Annotated in this window: 17 protein-coding genes; 2 read left to right on the top strand and 15 right to left on the bottom strand. The window is 66.0% G+C overall.

Annotation, left to right across the window (positions count from 1 at the left end):
• Window positions 1-203: 203 nt before the first annotated feature.
• Window positions 204-2,426 (bottom strand): polyphosphate kinase 1, encoded by a 2,223-nt coding sequence (ppk1, locus tag NFG57_RS17080; RefSeq protein WP_348814838.1) that lies wholly within the window; start codon window positions 2,424-2,426, stop codon window positions 204-206.
• 47 nt (window positions 2,427-2,473) lie between these two features.
• Window positions 2,474-3,481 (bottom strand): porphobilinogen synthase, encoded by a 1,008-nt coding sequence (gene hemB, locus NFG57_RS17075; RefSeq protein WP_108132299.1) that lies wholly within the window; start codon window positions 3,479-3,481, stop codon window positions 2,474-2,476.
• Between the two features lie 204 nt (window positions 3,482-3,685).
• On the opposite strand from hemB, the gene elbB reads away from it, so the two are divergent.
• Window positions 3,686-4,351, top strand: coding sequence for an isoprenoid biosynthesis glyoxalase ElbB (elbB, locus tag NFG57_RS17070; protein ID WP_348814837.1), 666 nt, complete (start codon window positions 3,686-3,688; stop codon window positions 4,349-4,351).
• 167 nt (window positions 4,352-4,518) lie between these two features.
• Here the strand turns inward: elbB and tatC are convergent, their stop codons facing one another.
• The 13 genes from tatC to NFG57_RS17005 all read right to left on the bottom strand — a co-directional run bounded on the left by tatC (window position 4,519) and on the right by NFG57_RS17005 (window position 17,001).
• Complete coding sequence (gene tatC, locus NFG57_RS17065) at window positions 4,519-5,295, bottom strand: twin-arginine translocase subunit TatC (RefSeq protein ID WP_348814836.1); 777 nt, start codon at window positions 5,293-5,295, stop codon at window positions 4,519-4,521.
• Window positions 5,292-5,762 (bottom strand): Sec-independent protein translocase protein TatB, encoded by a 471-nt coding sequence (gene tatB / locus NFG57_RS17060; RefSeq protein ID WP_045991158.1) that lies wholly within the window; start codon window positions 5,760-5,762, stop codon window positions 5,292-5,294. Before tatB ends, tatC begins: the two co-directional genes overlap by 4 nt.
• Window positions 5,763-5,768: 6 nt before the next feature.
• Entirely contained in the window at window positions 5,769-6,032 is a 264-nt protein-coding gene (gene tatA, locus NFG57_RS17055; protein WP_253028467.1) for a Sec-independent protein translocase subunit TatA, read from the bottom strand.
• 57 nt (window positions 6,033-6,089) lie between these two features.
• The gene (locus NFG57_RS17050; RefSeq protein WP_045991156.1) at window positions 6,090-6,422 is read right to left on the bottom strand and encodes a phosphoribosyl-ATP diphosphatase; all 333 of its coding nucleotides are present in this window, start codon (window positions 6,420-6,422) and stop codon (window positions 6,090-6,092) included.
• A gap of 22 nt (window positions 6,423-6,444) precedes the next feature.
• Entirely contained in the window at window positions 6,445-8,067 is a 1,623-nt protein-coding gene (gene ubiB / locus NFG57_RS17045) for a ubiquinone biosynthesis regulatory protein kinase UbiB (RefSeq protein ID WP_045991155.1), read from the bottom strand.
• Window positions 8,064-8,705, bottom strand: a complete 642-nt coding sequence (locus tag NFG57_RS17040) for an SCP2 sterol-binding domain-containing protein (RefSeq protein ID WP_045991278.1) — start codon at window positions 8,703-8,705, stop codon at window positions 8,064-8,066. Before NFG57_RS17040 ends, ubiB begins: the two co-directional genes overlap by 4 nt.
• 7 nt (window positions 8,706-8,712) lie before the next feature.
• Complete coding sequence (gene ubiE, locus NFG57_RS17035) at window positions 8,713-9,459, bottom strand: bifunctional demethylmenaquinone methyltransferase/2-methoxy-6-polyprenyl-1,4-benzoquinol methylase UbiE (RefSeq protein ID WP_222516055.1); 747 nt, start codon at window positions 9,457-9,459, stop codon at window positions 8,713-8,715.
• A gap of 128 nt (window positions 9,460-9,587) precedes the next feature.
• Complete coding sequence (locus NFG57_RS17030) at window positions 9,588-9,971, bottom strand: gamma-butyrobetaine hydroxylase-like domain-containing protein (RefSeq protein ID WP_045991153.1); 384 nt, start codon at window positions 9,969-9,971, stop codon at window positions 9,588-9,590.
• 123 nt (window positions 9,972-10,094) lie between these two features.
• The gene (hslU, locus tag NFG57_RS17025) at window positions 10,095-11,417 is read right to left on the bottom strand and encodes an ATP-dependent protease ATPase subunit HslU (RefSeq protein WP_222516054.1); all 1,323 of its coding nucleotides are present in this window, start codon (window positions 11,415-11,417) and stop codon (window positions 10,095-10,097) included.
• Between the two features lie 2 nt (window positions 11,418-11,419).
• Window positions 11,420-11,938, bottom strand: a complete 519-nt coding sequence (gene hslV, locus NFG57_RS17020) for an ATP-dependent protease subunit HslV (RefSeq protein WP_045991151.1) — start codon at window positions 11,936-11,938, stop codon at window positions 11,420-11,422.
• Between the two features lie 274 nt (window positions 11,939-12,212).
• Window positions 12,213-12,947, bottom strand: coding sequence for an SPOR domain-containing protein (locus tag NFG57_RS17015; RefSeq protein ID WP_348814835.1), 735 nt, complete (start codon window positions 12,945-12,947; stop codon window positions 12,213-12,215).
• A gap of 3 nt (window positions 12,948-12,950) precedes the next feature.
• Window positions 12,951-14,636, bottom strand: a complete 1,686-nt coding sequence (gene argS, locus NFG57_RS17010) for an arginine--tRNA ligase (protein WP_348814834.1) — start codon at window positions 14,634-14,636, stop codon at window positions 12,951-12,953.
• A 139-nt stretch (window positions 14,637-14,775) separates the two neighbouring features.
• Window positions 14,776-17,001, bottom strand: a complete 2,226-nt coding sequence (locus NFG57_RS17005; protein ID WP_348814833.1) for a primosomal protein N' — start codon at window positions 16,999-17,001, stop codon at window positions 14,776-14,778.
• Between the two features lie 169 nt (window positions 17,002-17,170).
• Here NFG57_RS17005 and rpmE point away from each other — a divergent pair, with 169 nt between their 5' ends.
• Window positions 17,171-17,383 carry a 50S ribosomal protein L31 gene (gene rpmE / locus NFG57_RS17000; RefSeq protein WP_045991147.1) on the top strand — a complete coding sequence of 71 codons (213 nt, stop codon included), beginning with the start codon at window positions 17,171-17,173 and terminating at the stop codon, window positions 17,381-17,383.
• The last annotated feature ends 217 nt before the right edge of the window (window positions 17,384-17,600 follow it).

The following is a 17,600-nucleotide window of genomic DNA, read 5'->3' as shown; positions in this document are numbered from 1 at the left end:
CGGGGTGCTCGTGGTTTCGGGGGGCTGAGTCGGGCGACGACTGGTCCAGGCACTGCGTGGGTCGGCCAAGGCGCAGGTCGAGCGGCAACCGGCAGCCGTCAGGACACATGACGACAACATGAAAAGCCCCTCGCCAGCGTCGCTGGCGAGGGGCCTGGGTGGTGTTATCGACGCGCCGATGGCGCGTCAATGCGGGGCGTTATTCAAGCGCGAGCGGCGTAGGCGTACAGCAGCGTTTCCTGGGCGGAGATCGGTGCGGCCTCGCCCGGATCCTGCTTGATGTAGGTGCCGTCGGCCTGCAGCAGCCAGCTCTGGCAGTTGTCGACCAGGTAGGTCTCGAGGTCCTTGCGCACCCGGGCGGCGAGCTTCTTGTCGAGCAGCGGGAAGCAGGTCTCGACCCGATGGAACATGTTGCGCGCCATGAAGTCCGCGCTGGAGCCCCATATCTCGGGCTTGCCGTCGTTGTGGAAGTGGAACACCCGGGTGTGTTCGAGGAAGCGACCGATCACCGAGCGCACCCGGATATTCTCGGAGATGCCGGGAAGGCCAGGGCGCAGGCAGCACATGCCGCGGATGATCAGGTCGCACTCGACGCCGGCCTGGGAGGCGCGGTAGAGCGCCTGGATCAGCTTGGGTTCGGTTAGTGAGTTGCACTTGACGATGATATGGGCGCGCTTGCCCTTGCGCGCGTAGCTTGCCTCCCGCTCGATCATTTCGACGACCCGTTCGTGCAGGGTGAAGGGGGCGTGCAGCAGCTTCTCGATCTGGCGGGTGCGGCCCATGCCGGACAGTTGCTGGAACACCTTGTGCACGTCGGCGCACAGCACAGGGTCCGCGGTGAGCAGGCTGTAGTCGGTGTAGAGCTTGGCCGTCTTGGAGTGATAGTTGCCGGTGCCGAGGTGAGCGTAGTGGCGCAGCGCGCCCTTCTCGCGGCGCACGATGTGCATCATCTTGGCGTGGGTCTTGTAGGCCATCACCCCGTAGATGACGATGGCGCCGGCCTCCTGCAGGCGCGAGGCCAGCGCCAGGTTGTCGGCTTCGTCGAAGCGGGCGCGCAGTTCGATGACCACCGTCACTTCCTTGCCTTGGCCGGCGGCCTCGACCAGGGCGTTGACGATGGGTGAGTCGGCACCGGTGCGATACAGGGTCTGCTTGATCGCCAGCACGTCGGGGTCGCGGGCGGCCTCGCGCAGCAGGTCCTCCACCGGGGTGAACGACTGGAAGGGGTGATGCAGCAGGATGTCGCCTTCCTGCATCGACTGCATGATGGAGTTGGGTTGCTTGACCTGCTTGGGCACGCCGGGGGTAAAGGAGCGGTACATCAGATCGGGCCGGTCGGCGTCACCCAGTACCGACATCATGCGGGTCAGGTTGACCGGGCCATTGACCCGATAGAGGTCACTGGCTTCGAGCTGGAACTGCTTGATCAGGAAGTCGGAGAGCTCCTCGGGGCAGTTGTCGGCCACCTCCAGACGCACGCCGCTGCCGTAGCGCCGAGCCAGCAGCTCGCCGCGCAGGGCCGAGGCCAGGTCCGAGACTTCTTCGGGATCCACCGTCATGTCGGCGTTGCGGGTCAATCGGAACTGGTAGCAGCCCTTGACCTTCATCCCCGGGAACACTTCGTCGGCGTGGGCGTGGATCATCGACGACAGGAACAGGTACTCGGTGAAGCCTTCCTCGCACAGCTCTTCCGGCAGCGCGATGACCCGGGGCAGCGAACGTGGCGCCGGCAGGATGGCGAGGCCGCCCTCGCGGCCGAAGGCGTCCTTGCCCTCGAGCTCGACGATGAAGTTGAGGCTCTTGTTGACCAGCCGCGGGAAGGGGTGCGAGGGGTCCAGCCCGATGGGACTGACCACCGGGATGATCTCGGTGGAGAAGTAATCATGGACCCACTTGCGCTGCTGCTTGGTCCAGTCTCCACGCCGACGGAAGCGGATGTTGTGGGCTTCCATGGCAGGGATCAGCTGCTCGTTGAGGATGCGGTACTGACGCTCGACGTGCTCGTGGGCGATCTTCGAGATCTCGTCGAGCACCGAACGCGGGCTGCGGCCGTCGGCACCGGTGGTGTCGTCGCCCAGGGCCAGCTGGCTCTTCAGTCCGGCCACCCGGATCTCGAAGAACTCGTCCATGTTGGAAGAAAAGATCAACAGGAACATCAGGCGGTTGAGCAGCGGGTGCGCCTGGTCCAGCGCCTGTTCCAGCACCCGGATGTTGAACTGCAGATGCGACAGCTCGCGATTGAAGTAGAGGCTCGGGTCGGTGAGGTCGGCCTCAGGGTCCGGCATTGCCTTGGGCTTGATGCCGGTGCGCGTCTGGTTAAGGCGCGGCACCGGGGTATCGGCCTGGGGCGCGTCGCTCATCGAGACGTCGGACTTGCCCAGGGTCGCATGTTCAATCGTGGCGTTGTCGCTCTGCGCGTCTTCCATGGTGGTTCCTCATCGGGGCTCGGGAAGGGCGCCGCTCCCTCCCCTGATCAGCGGGCCAATAGCCTGGCCGCGCGTTTGGCAAAGTAGGTCAGCACGCCGTCGGCGCCGGCACGCTTGAAGCACATCAGCGACTCGAGGATGACAGTGTCAGCGTCCAGCCAGCCGTTGTCGAAGGCGGCCATGTGCATGGCGTATTCACCGCTCACCTGGTAGGCGTAGGTGGGCACCCGCAGCTCGTCCTTGACCCGGCGGACCACGTCCAGGTAGGGCATGCCGGGCTTGACCATCACCATGTCGGCACCTTCGGTGATGTCCATGGCGACCTCGTGGAGGGCCTCGTCGCTGTTGGCCGGGTCCATCTGGTAGGTCGACTTGTCGGCCTTGCCCAGGTTGGCCGCCGAGCCCACCGCATCGCGGAAGGGGCCGTAGTAGCGCGAGGCGTACTTGGCGCTGTAGGCCATGATGCGGGTGTTGGGCAGGCCTTCACGCTCGAGCAGTTCACGGATGGCACCGATACGCCCGTCCATCATGTCGGAAGGGGCGACCACGTCGGCCCCGGCCTCGGCATGGGACAGCGCCTGCTTGATCAGGGTCTCGACGGTGCGGTCATTGGCCACATAGCCGTCTTCATCGAGAATGCCGTCCTGACCGTGACTGGTGTAGGGGTCCAGGGCAACATCGGTGATCACGCCGAGCTCGGGCAGGGCGGCCTTGAGTTCGCGCACGCTACGCTGGACCAGGCCGCTGGCGCTGTAGGCTTCTTCCGCCAGCTCGCTTTTCTTGTCGGCGTCGACCACCGGAAACAGCGCAATGGCGGGAATGCCCAGCTCGACGGCCTCGCGGGCCTCTTCGATCAACAGGTCCAGCGACAGGCGCTCGACCCCGGGCATGGACGGTACAGCCTCACGGCGGCCTTCGCCCTCGAGCACGAAGACTGGCCAGATCAGATCGTCGGCACTCAGCTGGTTCTCGCGCATCAGGCGGCGGGAGAAGTCGTCCTTGCGCATGCGGCGAGGACGGCTGGCGGGGTAAAGACGAGGGGTAATGGCACTCAAGACGGCACTCCACGGAAGCAAGGATTCGGCGCCACGCGCTAGTCTGGTGGCACTTCATGACAAAAGCATGACATTGATTGAGTATATTCCTCCTCTCCCGTTCGCCGAAAGTCGCGTCTTGTCGCACCCGTGGCGACTCTCTAGAGTAGTGGCAGTCTTGGCCGCGTCCGGCCCCGTTCGCGACGCGCTATAAAGGAGAATGACATGAGTAAACAGGTAGCGATCGTCTTGTCGGGCTGCGGCGTACAGGATGGTTCCGAGATCTACGAGACCACCCTGACCCTGCTGCGCCTGGACCAGCTGGGCATCGCCTATCGCTGTTTTGCCCCGGATATCGCTCACCAGGAGGTGATCGACCACCACAGCGGGGAGGCCGTCGAGGAGACGCGCAATGTGCTGGTCGAGTCCGCCCGCCTGGCCCGGGGCGAGATTTCGCCGCTGGACGAACTGTCGGCATCGGACTTCGATGCCCTGATCCTGCCCGGTGGCTTCGGGGCGGCCAAGAATCTTTCGAACTACGCCACGGCCAAGTCCGAGATGGAGGTCCACGTAGACCTGGCCGAGCTGTTGATCGAGTTTCACGATGCGCGCAAGCCGATCGGCCTGATGTGCATCGCACCGGTGCTGGTGCCCAAGGTGCTGGGGCCGGGCATCGCCGTCACCATCGGTACCGACCCCGAGGTGTGTGGCTGCATCAGCGCCATGGGCGGTCTGCATCGCAGCTGTGCGGTGGACGATATCGTGGTGGACTTCGAGCATCGCCTGGTGACCACCCCCGCCTATATGCTGGCCACCCGCATCAGCGAGGCGGCGCTGGGCATCAACAAGCTGGTGGATCGCATCGACGAGATGATGGACGTCAACACCTGAGCGCCGTCTCAGCGGGGCCAGGCCCCGCTGAGACGCCAGACGATGGCGGATCATTGTCGCCAAGCGCCTTGAACACCACCGGTGCGAGAGCGGTAAAAAAGCAAAGCCCGAGGCCAATGCCTCGGGCTTTGTGCATTCTGCTGACGGGGGCTCTGCCGGTGTGGCGATCACGCCTCGTCCGGCGCTTCCTCGTCATCGCTGCTCCGCCTCTTGACCAGCCGGCCGAACAGCAGCCCAACCTCGTAGAGCAGGTACATGGGTACCGCCAGCAGGCTCTGGCTGACCACGTCCGGCGGGGTCATCAGCATGCCGATGACGAAACAGCCGAGGATGACGTAGGGGCGCTTGGCGCTCAGGCTCTTGACGCTGGCGGCGCCGGTGAGGATGAGCAGGAAGGTGGCAATCGGGATCTCGAAGGCGATACCGAAGGCGAAGAACAGCTTCAGCACGAAGTTGAGATACTGGTTGATATCGGTCATCACCTGCACGTTCTCCGGCCCGGTCTGGGTGAAGAAGGCGAACAGCAGGGGAAAGACCACGTAGTAGGCGAAGGCCGCGCCGAGATAGAACAGCAGGACGCTCGAGGCCAGAAGCGGTAGCGCCAGGGCCTTTTCCTTGTCGTACAGCCCTGGCGCCACGAAGGCCCAGGCCTGGTGCAGGACGAAGGGAATGGACACGAACACCGCCACTACCAGGGTCAACTTGAACGGCGCCAGGAAGGGCGACGCCACCTCGGTGGCGATCATCTGGGAGCCTTCCGGCAGCAGCTCCATCAGGGGGTCTGCGACAAACTGGTAGATGTCGTTGGAAAAGGCGTAGAGCGCCAGGAAGATCACCAGGATGGCGATCACGGCGCGCATCAGCCGCGAGCGCAGCTCCACCAGGTGTTCGATCAGTGGGGCGTGGCCCTGACTTGACGGCGGAGTGTCACCGGTATCGCTCATCGGGTGGCGGAGTCCTTGTGCTCGGAAGAGGCGGTGTCATCGCTGGGAGCGGGGGAGAGCGTGGAAGCCGAAGCGCTGGACGACGAGGCGCGTGCGGCGCTGTCGACGGCGTCGTCCAGCCGCTGGCCGGCCGAGGCAGACTGGGCGCCGGTGGAATCCGCCTGCCCGCCGTTGCCCTTGTTCGGGGTGTCGGCGATGGATTCCACGCTGCGCTTGGCTTGTTCGGCGCTGCGCTTGGCCTGGTTGACGCTGTCGTCCAGCTTGCGTTCCTGCTCCTTGAGCTTCTGGCGCAGTTCCTCGGCCTCGAGCTGGGCGCTGATCTCGCGCTGCATGCCGGCCACCGAACGCTTGATGCGTCCGATCCACAGGCCGGCGGTACGCGCGGCCTTGGGCAGCCGCTCGGGACCCAGCACCAGCAGTCCCACCACCCCGATGATCAGCAGTTCCAGAAAGCCGATATCGAACATGTGGCGTTACTTGCGCTCGTCGGAGGACTCGGGCTTGCGCTCCGCCTCGACGTCGTAGGTGTTGTTGGGCGTATCGGTCTCGTCATGACGGACCTGGGCCTGGGGCTTGGCCTCCTCCGACTTGTCCTCATCCTCGCTGACGGCCTTCTTGAAGCCCTTGACCGCGCCACCCAGGTCGCTGCCAACGTTGCGGAGCTTCTTGGTGCCGAAGATCAGGATGATGATGCCGAGTACGATCAGCAGTTGCCAGATACTGATACCACCTAACATAAGAACTTCCTCAATATGCGGCGCCAGGCGCCGTGAATCGTTGGTTCCCGCCGAGGCTCAGGAGCGGCGCGAGGCCTTTTCCTCATGCCCCGATACGCCGAAGCGTCGGGCGAGTTCATCCAGCACCTGCCGATGGTCGAGTCCCAGGTGCGAGAGCATCACCAGACTATGAAACCACAGGTCTGCCGTTTCGGCGATCAACGCCTCGCGACTGGCTGGATCCGCGTCAACATCCTTGGCGGCAAGCACGGTCTCCACCGCCTCTTCGCCCACCTTCTCGAGTATCTTGTTCAGCCCCTTGTGATGCAAGGAGGCAACGTAGGAAGTGTCAGGGTCGGCGTGCCGACGTTCGCTGAGGGCGGCGTCGAGCTGGTTCAGAATATCGCTCATCGGTGAAGATTCCATTAAAAGATCAGTTCCAGATCACCAGCAGTGTGCCGATGCCCGCAGCGACCAGGACCGGCCAGGGCTGATCGGTCAACCAGCCGGACAGCGGTTGCCAGGCCAGCGCCACCGCGGCCAGGGCGAGCCCCAGTCGGGTCCGGCGTATTCGCCTGGCCTGGCGGGTCAGCTGGCCGAGAATGTGGGTCATGACCTCGCCCTGCTGGGTGATCTGGCGCGATCGCTTCTCGGTCTGGGACAGCGCCTGGTGGGCCAGCACCGGCAATTCCGGTAGCTGCCGGGTCAGCTCCGGCGCCTGCCGCTTGAACGACTCCCACAGGCCCTGGGCGCCGGCGCGCTCCTTCATCCAGCGCTCCAGGTAGGGCTTGGCGGTGGCCCACAGGTCCAGGTCCGGGTAGAGCTGACGGCCCAGGCCTTCGATATTGAGCAGGGTCTTCTGCAGCAACACCAGTTGGGGCTGGACTTCCATGTTGAAGCGCCGCGCGGTCTGGAACAGGCCCAGCAGCACCTGGCCGAACGAGATGTCCTTGAGCGGTTTCTCGAGGATCGGCTCGCATACCGTGCGTACCGCCGCCGCGAACTCGTTGGCGCGGGTATCTTCGGCCACCCAGCCGGACTCGATGTGCAGCGCCGCGACCTCGTAGTAGTCCTGGTGGAAGAAGGCCAGCAGGTTGCGCGCCAGGTAGTCCTGGTCTTCCCGGGTAAGGCTGCCGACGATGCCGCAGTCGATGGCGATGTACTGGGGGTCGGACGGCGCCTGGCGGGAGACGAAGATGTTGCCCGGGTGCATGTCGGCGTGGAAGAAGTTGTCGCGGAACACCTGGGTGAAGAAGATCTCCACGCCGCGCTCGGCCAGGCGCTTCAGGTCGGTGCCCTGGGCCTTGAGCGCCTCGATGTCGGCCACCGGCACGCCGTGGATGCGTTCCTGGACCATCACCTTGTGGCGGGTCAGCGGCCAGTGGATCGACGGCACATACAACAGTGGCGACTTGTCGAAGTTGCGCTTGAGCTGGGAGGTGTTGGCCGCTTCCTTGGTCAGGTCGAGCTCGTCGAACAGGGTGGTCTCGTAGTCGCGGACCACTTCCACCGGGTGCAGCCGGCGCGCTTCCGGCACCTTGTTCAGCGCTCGCGCCACCAGGTACATCAGCGCCATGTCCTGGCGCATGACCCGCTCGATGCCTGGGCGAATCACCTTGACTACCACGTCCTGGCCGTCGGGCAGCCTGGCGGTGTGGACCTGGGCGATCGAGGCCGAGGCCAGCGGCTCACGGGAAAATTCGGCGAACAGTACCTCGAGCGGCTCGCCCAGGGACTCCTCGATCAGTGCTTCGGCCTGCTCGCCGGGGAAGGGCGGTACCTGATCCTGCAGCCGCTTGAGTTCATTGGCTATATCGTCGGGGAACAGGTCGCGACGGGTCGACAGCATCTGGCCGAACTTGACGAAGATCGGTCCCAGCGACTCCAGCGCCAGACGCAGGCGTTCGCCGCGGGAGCGCTCGCCGACGGGAATCAGCTTGAGCGGCGACCAGGTGAATATCAGCCGCAGCCACCAGGGCAGCTTTTCCAGCGGCAGCAGGGTGTCGAGACGGTAGCGGGTGACGACCCAGATGATGCGCAGCGGGCGGAGGATCATGAGACGTCGTTCTCCCGGGCCAGGCGACGGGTCAGGCGCTTGAGACGTGCCTCGGTACGGTCGGTGGCCAGCTCCAGTTCGGTCAGCGCCTCGCGCATGGCCTCGAGCTGATGGCGGCCGGGCAGCCAGCGGGCTTCCTCGAAGACGTACTCGGAGACGTCGGCACACAGCTCACGGTGGGTGCGCAGGCCCCAGCGGGACAGGCCGCGCAGGCCTTCGGCGAGCTGGTGAGCCGGCAGGTCGCCGAGATAGCGGGCAAGCTCAGCCTCCCAGTCCAGGTCGAGATCCAGCAGCAGGTCGCGGGTCGCCTCGAGCAGGTGGATCTTGCCGCGCACCGCGAGACGGCCCTCGAACATCAGCCGTTCCATGTCGGCGCCGCCGGCTAGCCGGCCCAGGGTGTCGCTGTCCAGTTCGACGATGGCGTCCCAGGCGCCTTCATCGACCTCGTCCACCAGCAGCAGATCAACCCCCTGGGGGTGATAGCACAGCGCCAGCTGGACACGCGGGGACTCCAGGCACATCAGCACCCGCTGGCCGGCCAGCGAGCGCAGCCGAGAAGGCGAGGCAGGGTCGCGTGCGAGCAGGGCGTTGACGGTCTTCTCGATGCCGGCCAGCAGCAGGGTCGGGGTCAAGGCCATCATGTCCTCAAAGCTTGATGCCGCGATGCAGCGCGACGATGCCGCCGGTGAGATTGGTGTATTCGACGCGCTCGAGTCCGGCGGTTTCCATCATGCCCTTGAGCGTTTCCTGATCCGGGTGCATGCGGATCGACTCGGCCAGATAGCGATAGCTGTCGGCGTCGCCGGCCACCATTTCGCCCATCTTCGGCAGCAGACGGAAGGAGTACTCGTCGTAGGCGCGGGTCAACAGCGGATTGTCGGGCTTGGAGAATTCCAGCACCAGCAGGCGGCCGCCGGGCTTGAGGATGCGCGCCATGGAGGCCAGGGCGGCGTCCTTGTCGGTGACGTTGCGCAGACCGAAGGCGATGGTGATGCAGTCGAAGGTATTGTCGGGAAATGGCAGGCATTCGGCATTGGCCTGGACGTACTCGACGTTGCCACCGACGCCACGGTCGATCAGCTTGTCGCGTCCCACCCCAAGCATGGAGGCGTTGATGTCGGCCAGCACCACCTTGCCGCGCGGTCCCACCATGCGCGAGAACTTCAGCGCCAGGTCGCCGGTACCGCCGGCGATGTCGAGTACGCTATGACCAGGCCGGACGCCGGAACGTTCGATGGTCAGGCGCTTCCACAGCCGATGGATACCGAAGGACATCAGGTCGTTCATCACGTCGTAGCGAGCCGCCACGCTGTGGAAGACATCGGCGACACGTGAGGCCTTTTCCTCGACCGGCACGTCCTGAAAACCGAAGTGGGTGGTGCGCTTATCCATGGGACTCCCGAGTCGTGAACGATGGCGAGAAGAGCCGATGGGGGCTCTTTGGCAGCGGCCATTGTAGCCTTGCCGAGGTGGCTTGTCTTTGACCGTCACCCGGCTTGTCGCCACACCGGTGTCGATCGCTACAGCTGACGGATCTCGATACCCAGCGGCTCGCGACTGGCGCCGGCCTCGTCCAGACGCTTGAGATAGTCGGTCCAGTTGGCCTCGCGCTCGCGGATCAGCCAGTCCAGATAGTCCCAGCTGTAAAGGCCGCTGTCGTGGCCATCGTCGAAGTGCAGCTTGAGGGCGTAGCGGCCCGCCTGGGTGATGTCGGCAAGGCCCACGTCCTTCTTGCCCACCTGAAGGGTGGCGGTGTCGCCGCCGTGGCCACGGACCTCGGCGGAGGGAGAAAACACCCGCAGGTACTCCACCGACAGGCGGTGGCGGGAGCCGTCGGCGTAGCCGATCTCGAGCTCGCGGGCCTTTCTGTGGTAGTGCACCAGGGTCGGAGTGGGGGCGCTCATGGCGATCCTCTCTGTTTCAGCACGGTGGGCGTGCCCGGACGTCAGTATTGGCGGCATCGAAAGCACGACCGGGCCGCGGCGCAGTGCGCGGCGGCCCGGTCATCGAGGGTGCTTGGCCGGTGGTTACAGGATATACCGGCTCAGATCCTCGTCCATGGCCAGTTCGCCGAGCTGAGAATCGACGTAGGCACGGTCGATGATCAGCGGGTTGCCGAGATCCGAGCCCTTGAACGAGGCCTCCTCGAGCAGCCGCTCCATTACCGTGTGCAGGCGACGGGCGCCGATGTTCTCGGTGCCTTCATTGACGTTGAAGGCGATCTCGGCGATACGCTCGATGCCGTCATCGGTGAAGCGCACCTCGAGGCCGTCGGTGGCCAGCAGCGCCTCGTACTGACGGGTCAGGGCGGCGGACGGCTCGGTCAGGATGCGCTTGAAGTCGTCCGGCGTCAGCGCCGACAGCTCGACACGGATCGGCAGACGGCCCTGCAGCTCGGGGATCAGATCCGAGGGACGCGACAGGTGGAAGGCGCCGGAGGCGATGAACAGGATGTGGTCGGTCTTCACCATGCCGTACTTGGTCGACACCGTGGAGCCTTCGATCAGCGGCAGCAGGTCGCGCTGGACGCCCTCGCGGGAGACCTCACCGCCGCTGGACTGACCGCTGCCCTTGGCGACCTTGTCGATCTCGTCGAGGAAGACGATGCCGTTCTGCTCCACCGCTTCCACCGCGCGGGACTTGATGTCGTCCTCGTTGACCAGCTTGCCGGCCTCTTCGTCGCGCAGGATGGTGAAGGCCTCCTTGACCGTGACCTTGCGGGTCTCGGTCTTGCCCTTGCCCATGCCGGAGAACAGGTTCTGTAGCTGGCTGGTCATCTCTTCCATGCCCGGCGGTGTCTGGAACTCGAGGTTGGGCGCCTGGGGCGACACCTGGATCTCGATCTCCTTGTCGTCGAGCTGGCCTTCACGCAGCTTCTTCCTGAACATCTGGCGCGTCGAGGAGTCTTCGCGCGGCTCGTTTTCCTGGCCACGGGGCGGCGGCAGCAGGGCGTCGAGGATGCGATCCTCGGCAGCGTCCTCGGCGCGGTGGCCGACCTCTTCCTTGGCCTGCTCGCGTACCAGCTTGATCGCTGCCTCGGTCAGGTCACGGATGATCGACTCGACGTCACGGCCGACGTAGCCCACCTCGGTGAACTTGGTCGCCTCGACCTTGATGAAGGGAGCCTTGGCCAGCTTGGCCAGGCGCCGGGCGATTTCGGTCTTGCCGACGCCGGTGGGGCCGATCATCAGAATGTTCTTGGGGGTGACCTCCTGGCGCAGCTCGCCGTCGAGCTGCATGCGGCGCCAGCGGTTACGCAGGGCGATGGCCACGGAGCGCTTGGCATCCTGTTGACCGACGATGTACTGATCCAGCGCGTGGACGATTTCGCGGGGCGTCATCTGGGTCATGATCAAAGCTCTTCCAGGGTCACGTGATGGTTGGTGAACACGCAGATGTCACCGGCGATCTCCAGCGACTTCTCGGTGATCTCGCGGGGCGACAGTTCCGTGTTCTCGAGCAGCGCGCGGGCGGCGGACAGGGCGTAGTTGCCGCCGGAGCCGATGGCGATGATGCCACGCTCGGGTTCCACCACGTCACCGTTGCCGGTGATGATCAGCGAGGCCTTCTTGTCGGCCACCGCCAGCAGCGCCTCGAGGCGGCGCAGGGCGCGATCGGTGCGCCAGTCCTTGGCCAGCTCCACCGCGGCCTTGACCAGGTTGCCCTGGTACTTCTCCAGCTGGGCCTCGAAGCGTTCGAACAGGGTGAAGGCGTCGGCGGTGCCGCCGGCAAAACCGGCCAGCACCTGGCCGTGATAGAGGCGTCGCACCTTGCTGGCGTTGCCCTTCATCACCGTGTTGCCCAGTGACACCTGGCCATCGCCGGCCAATGCCACCTGGTCGCCGCGGCGAACGGAAACGATCGTGGTCATGGAGAATTCTCCTTGGGGAAGCCGAGGCCTCCGGTGACTGTCGAGGGGCAGAGCCCTCTGCATAAGCGATAGGCTGGTAGGTGCGGGCGGGTCGCAAGGATTTCAAGCGCGGGCGACTCGGGAATGCGGCTCGCTTCGACGAGAAGGCGGCGCAGCAGAAGGAAGAGAGATACCGCCACGATGGGTGCTTGAGCGGTGGCCAGCACCCACCAGGCCCAGACATGACGTTCTGGGCCTGGTGGGCGTAGCTTCAGAAGGAGGAGGTGTGCCGACGTCAGTTCTGCAGCTGGATCAGCAGCGGCTCGATGCCTTGAGTGCTCATTAGATCCTGGGCCCGCGACAGTTCATTGCGATCGCTGTAGGGGCCGACCTGCACGCGATGCCAGGTGGCGCCGCCGGTGGCTTCGACCTCGCTGATCTTGGCCAGCAGGCCGAAGTCCTTGAGTCGTCCGGCGAGCTGTCGGGCATCGTTGACCTCGCGGAAGGAGGCCGCCTGCAGCATGTAGCGACGTTCGGCGCTGCGCGGTGTCTCGGATGGCGTGGACGACGCTTCCTGTTCGCGGGAGTTGGCGGCGATCACCGCGGCGATGGGGTCGTCCGCGGAGATCTCGTCCTCGCTCGGCTGGGCCGCCTCGGGGCGCTTGGCGGTGGACGCCGGCATCTCCTCGTCGGAGGCGATGACTTCGGACTCCGGCAGCAGGGTATAGAACTCGAACGTCGGCATCGGCGGCTCGCTTTCGCTGGCCTGTCCGCCTTGTGCACTGCCACTCGCATTGCTGCCCTGCTGCTCGCCGCTGGAGGGCTTGGGCAGTACCGCCGCCACCGGTGAACGGGGATCCTGCCAGGGAGCGGTACCGTTCTGGTGGTGGGCCAGCAGGAAGCCTGCGACCACGCCGACGGCGGCCCACAGCCAGCCGGGGATACCTCCGCGGGCCTGCTTGGGTGCTTGCCTGCGCTTCTGGCTGGTGGTTGCTCCGCGCTTGCGCGGGGGCGCCTTGCGAGTGGCCATGGCTTACATCTCCTCCGGTGCACCGACGCCCATCAGGTCGAGTCCATTACGCAGCACCTGACGCGCGGCCAGGCCCAGCGCCAGGCGCGCATTGCGCAGGTCGTCGTCGTCGACCATGACTTTGCAGGCGTTGTAGCAGCTATGGAAGTCGGCTGCCAGATCCTGCAAATATTGGGCGATCTGCTGCGGCTCGCGGGCCTTGGCGGCGTGCTCGACCACCTCGGGATAGCGCGCCAGGCGATTGAGCAGGGCCTTTTCCTGGTCTGCCTCGAGCAGGCCCAGGTTGGCCATGGCGGTGGCGTGGTCGAAGGCCAGGCCTTCGCTCTCGGCCTTGCGCAGCACGCTGCACACCCGGGCGTGGGCGTACTGGACGTAGTACACCGGGTTGTCATTGGACTGCGAGCGCGCCAGATCGATGTCGAAGGTCAGCTGGGAGTCGGCGCGACGGGCGGCGAGGAAGAAACGGGTGGCGTCGCGGCCGACCTCGTCGATCAGGTCGCGCAGGGTGACGTAGCTGCCGGCCCGCTTGGACAGCTTGACCTCGACCCCGGAACGGGTGACCAGCACCATCTGGTGCAGCACATAGTCCGGCCAGCCCTGGGGGATACCGACATCCAGCGCCTGGAGGCCGGCGCGTACCCGGGTCACGGTGGAGTGGTGGTCGGCACCCTGCTCGTTGATCACGCTGGTGAAGCCGCGCTGCCACTTGTCCAGGTGGTAGGCCACGTCGGGCAGGAAGTAGGTGTAGCCGCCCTCGCTCTTGCGCATCACCCGATCCTTGTCGTCGCCGAAGTCGGTGGTGCGCAGCCACAGGGCGCCGTCCTGCTCGTAGGTGTGGCCGTTATCGGTCAGGCGACGGGCGGTCTCCTCGACCTTGCCCTGCTGGTACAGCGAGGACTCGAGGAAGTAGACATCGAAGCCGACGCCGAAGGCGCGCAGGTCCAGGTCCTGTTCGCGACGCAGGTAGGCCACGGCGAACTCGCGGATGGCGTCGAGATCCTCCGGGTCACCCTTGGCGGTGACGTGGCGGTCGTCGGCGTGGATGGTCTCGCCGGCCAGGTAGGCCTTGGCCACGTCCTCGATGTAGCCGCCGCGGTAGCCGTCCTCCGGCCAGCCGTCGCTGTCCGGGCCCAGCCCCTTGGCGCGGGCCTGCACCGACAGCGCCAGATTGGTGATCTGGGCGCCGGCGTCGTTGTAGTAGAACTCGCGGGTGACGTCGTAGCCGGTGGCCTCGAGCAGGCGACACAGGCAGTCGCCCACCGCGGCGCCTCGGCCGTGGCCGACATGAAGGGGGCCGGTGGGGTTGGCCGAAACGAACTCCACCTGCACCTTTTCGCCAGCGCCGGCCAGGCTGCGGCCGAAGGCGTCGCCGGCGTCCAGCACCTGGCGCACCACCTGGGCCGCGGCGTCGGTGGCGGCGAAGAAGTTGATGAAGCCGGGGCCGGCGATCTCGACCTTGGACACGGCGGCGCTTTCGGGCAGGGCCGCGACCAGTTTTTCCGCCACCTGGCGCGGTGCGGCCTTGGCCGGCTTGGCCAGCATCAGGGCGAGGTTGGTGGCGTAGTCGCCGTGGGCCTTGTCCTTGGTCGGGTCGACCTTGTAGGCCGGGGAAAGCTCCTGGGGAACGACTTCCTGCTGCTTGAGCTCGGCAAGAGCGGCATCCAGCAGCGCAACGATGGTGTCTTTCATGAGGCGTCTATGTCCTGTGGCACGGTGGCCGAGCGTGGCGAATCCTGGCGGGAGCACCTGTCGGCGGGCAGACCGCGTATTATCGATGATTGCGCCTGGCCTTTAAAGGCCGGGGCGGCAAAGCTCAGCGTATCGGACCTCAGCTCAGGGTCTGCGGATCGACGTCAATGGACCAGCGGATACGCCGCGCCTCGGGCCAGGCTTCCAGACGGTGGGCTAGCCATTCGAGCGCGGGGTGCAGTTGGCTGCGTCGCTCCGCCATCAGCGCGATCTGCAGGTGGTAGCGGTTCTGACGGCGCTCCATGGGGGCAGGTACCGGGCCGAGGCAGTCGAGATCCAGAGCCAGGCTACGTACCTGCTCGCGCAATTCGCCGGCGATCTCCCGGGCGAGTGCCGTCAGGGCGTCTTCCCGGGGGCCTTCCAGGCGGACCAGGGCCATGAAGCGTAGCGGCGGCAGGGCGGCGATGCGGCGTTCTTCCAGCAGCGACTCGGCCAGGGCGTCGTAGCCGCGCTCGGCCAATAGACGAAGGCTGGGATCGTCCGGGTGCATGGTCTGCACCAGCACTCGGCCAGGGTGGGCGGCGCGGCCGGCGCGCCCGGCCACCTGCTCGAGCAACTGGGCCGAGTGCTCCAGCGCGCGAAAGTCGCTGGCGTAGAGGCCGGCGTCGGCGTTGACCACCACGACCAGGGTGACGTGGGGCAGATGGTGGCCCTTGGCCAGCATCTGGGTCCCGACCAGGATCGCTGGTTCGCCACGCCGGACCTCGGTGAGCATCTTCTCGAGCGCGTCCTTGGCTCGGGTGCTGTCGCGGTCGATACGGTGGACCGGGGTCTCGGCAAAGGTTTCGGCCAGGCTCTCCTCCGTACGCTCGGTGCCGCTACCCAGCGGACGCAGGTCGGCGCTGCCGCAGTCCGGGCAGGCGTCGGGAATGACCCGGCGGCGGTCGCAGTGGTGGCAGGCCAGCATCGGCGGCTGGCGGTGCCAGGTCATGCGTGCGTCACAGTGGTCGCACTCGGCCATCCAGCCGCAGGCGTGACAAGCCAGGGTGGGGGCGAAACCGCGGCGATTGATGAACACCAGCACCTGGTGGCCGGCATCCAGCGTTGCCTTGATGGCGTCGATGACCGGCGGAATCAGACCGCCGCGTCGAGGGCGCCCCTTGAGGTCGACCAGCTCCAGTCGAGCGGGAGCGTGGCGAGTGGCCCGCCGGGTCAGCCGCAGGTGAGCGTAGTCACCGGTGCGCGCGCGGTGCAGGCTCTCCAGCGACGGCGTGGCGCTCCCCAGCAGCAGCGGAATGCCATGGCGCTTGGCGCGCACCACCGCCAGGTCGCGGGCGTGGTAGCGTAGCCCGTCCTGCTGCTTGAACGAACCATCGTGCTCTTCGTCGACGATGATCAGGCCTGGGCGAGCCAGCGGGGTGAAGATGGCCGAGCGGGTGCCGATGACAATCGGCGCCCTCCCGCTGGCCGCCGCCTCCCAGGCGTCCAGGCGCTCGTGGTCGGTCAGCCCCGAGTGCAGTGCCACCACCGGGACCCGGAAGCGCTGGCGAAAGCGCCCCAGGGTCTGCGGAGTCAGGCCGATTTCGGGAATCAGCACCAGCGCCTGGCGCTTCTTGGCCACCACCGCCTCGATCAACTGCAGGTAGACCTCGGTCTTGCCGCTGCCGGTCACCCCGTGCAGCAGGCAAGGGTGAAAGCGATCGAGCCCCTGGTGGAGCTGGTTCAGCGCCTTGGCCTGCTCGTCGTTCAGGGCCAGCGCCGGGCTCGCCAGCAGGCCCTGGCTGTCGTCGGGGGTGGGGCCGGTGAGGGTTTCCTCGTGGCAGCTCACCAGCCCCTTGGCTTCCAGCGCCTTGAGCTGGTCGCGGGTGAAGGATTGCGCCTGGATCACATGGGTGGTGAGGCCCTGGGGATGCTGGCGCAGCATCTCCAGCAGTTCGGCCTGGCGCGGAGCCCGGCCCAGGCGGGCAGGATCGCCGTTCAAGGCGACCTGCCAGCGTTCGCGTACCCGCGCCTCCAGCGGGCGTCCCTGACGCAGCAACACCGGCATGGCATGGGCCAGGGTGTCGCCGAGGGCGTGCTGGTAGTAGCGCGAGGTGAATCGACATAACCACAGCCAATCGCCTGGCAGCGGCGCCTTGTCCAGACAGGCCTGGATCGGCTTCAGCTTGGCCAGCGGCAGGTCGCTGTCGTCACGACAGTCGACGATGACGCCCACCACCTGACGGCGGCCGAACTCGACGCGCACGCGCAGCCCCGGCGACCAGCCCCCTGGCGGGGGCGCCCCCTGGGGGAGGTAGTCGAACAGGCGGCGAAGGGGGGATGGAATGGCGATCCGCAGCACGCGCGGGGCAGGAGAGTCAGCCAATTGGCCTCCACAATGAAGTCTGCTAGAATACTCCGCCGCTTCCTTGATGGGAGCGGATCACCGGCCGGCACAGGGGCTTGACGACGCACCAACGAGTGCCCGTGCCATTACCCGTATGCGGTGCCTGGCAATGGATCAGGTGGCGGCATACCGAAAAGTGAGGTTCACGATGAAACAAGGTATCCACCCGGATTACAAGACGGTCAATGCGACCTGTTCCTGCGGCGCCACCTTCGAGGTCGGTTCCACCGCTGGCCACGACCTGAGCCTGGACGTCTGCTCTCAGTGCCACCCGTTCTACACCGGCAAGCAGAAGCAGGCCACCACCGGTGGTCGCGTCGAGCGCTTCAACAAGCGTTTCGGTGCCGCGCTCAAGCGTTGATCGTACGGAGCTGAACGCGCCAGCGAGAAACGCTGGTCGACGATGCTCGGGCAATGTCCCCTTCGAACCCGCCTTCATGGCGGGTTCGTTGCGTCTTGGGGCGCGCAGAGGAACGGGGGCAAAGGACAGGGCCCGCGACCGCGTGAGCGATCCCGTTATTGCGTTGCATCAATGCGCAACGCGCGGCGGGCGACTAGGCTTCAAGCAGCAAAGGGAG

Origin of the sequence: Halomonas sp. H10-59 (genome assembly GCF_040070555.1) — a bacterium.
Classification (GTDB): Bacteria; Pseudomonadota; Gammaproteobacteria; order Pseudomonadales; family Halomonadaceae; genus Halomonas; species Halomonas litopenaei.
Note: the sequence above shows the minus strand (reverse complement) of the source record. Positions and strands in the feature narration are given on the sequence as shown.